Here is a 1214-nt window from a genome sequence, read left to right on the forward strand (position 1 = left end):
CAGGGCGGGATCGTACTTTTTAGCCCGTGTTGAGTTGTAGCTCTATGCTGTGATCTAATGGCTGCCCATTTCGCAATTAGCAGCCCTGATGGACTTACTCGAACACTTGACGGTTGTTGAAGAAACCCGCTCTGACATCAACCAAAGACATAACCTTGTGGACGTCATGTTCCTTGTCTTAAGCGCTATTATGTCGGGTGCTGAAGGCTGGCAAGACATTGAAACCTTTGGTGATAGTAAACTTCCTTGGCTACAAAAATTCCGCCCATTTAATCATGGTATTCCTCGACGGCATACAATCGCTCGTATCTTGCGTACGGTGGTTGTGGAATCACTGCTTGAAGCGCTGTTGAATTGGGTAAATGAGCAGCGGACATATACTGGCAAGCCCATCATTGCCTTTGATGGCAAGGTGCTCAGAGGCGCTTACCGCAATGATTCAAAGACTGCGTTGCAACTGGTCACTGCCTACGATACTGAAAACGGACTGGTCCTTAGCCAGCAGCCAACCAAAAACAAGAAGGGTGAAATCAGTGTCGTTCGTCAGATGCTCGATGTCCTAAATCTTAATGGTGCAGTAATTACCCTAGATGCCTTGCATTGTCAGCGTGAAACGTTGGAAAAAATCAGTGAGAAAAAGGCGCATGTTGTGGTTCAAGTCAAAAAGAACCAGCCCACACTTTGGAACGCTGTTCAGTCGCAGTTTCAGGCTGTTTTTGATGCTAAGAAAGAACAAGTTGTCACCGAAGTCAGACAAGAGGCTCATGGTCGCAAAGAGGAACGATATGTATTCCAACTCAAAGCAAAATTGCCAGAGAATCTTGTGGAAAAATGGCCGACCATTCGGAGTATCATCGCAGTAGAACGACATCGTACAGAGGGTCGGAAAACAACGATAGACACCCGTTACTATGTGAGTTCGTTGTCCCCACGCCACAAACTGCTTGGGCACTACATCCGCCAGCACTGGCGGATTGAGAACAGTCAGCATTATGTGCTAGATGTTGTATTTAAAGAAGATGAGTCACGGATAGCACTCGAAGGTGCTGTCGAAAACCTAGCACTGTTCCGACGTTTCGTGATGAACATACTGCGGCAGTGTGATTGCGGCTCACCGAGCCAGCGGAACAAACTAAAACAAGCTAGCTGGAGCGATGACTACCGTGAAAAAGTGTTCTTTGGTTAGAAATTGCTCAAAGTGTGCTCCGACCCTA

Annotated in this window: 1 protein-coding gene; it reads left to right on the forward strand. The window is 47.0% G+C overall.

What is annotated here, in order from left to right:
* The first annotated feature begins 88 nt into the window (after nt 1-88).
* Nucleotides 89-1186: an ISAs1 family transposase gene (locus IE064_RS18035; protein ID WP_189619046.1), complete on the forward strand. Its 1098-nt coding sequence runs from the start codon at nt 89-91 to the stop codon at nt 1184-1186.
* Nucleotides 1187-1214 lie beyond the last annotated feature (28 nt).

The organism is Shewanella fodinae, assembly GCF_014651955.1.
GTDB classification, from domain to species: Bacteria; Pseudomonadota; Gammaproteobacteria; order Enterobacterales; family Shewanellaceae; genus Shewanella; species Shewanella fodinae.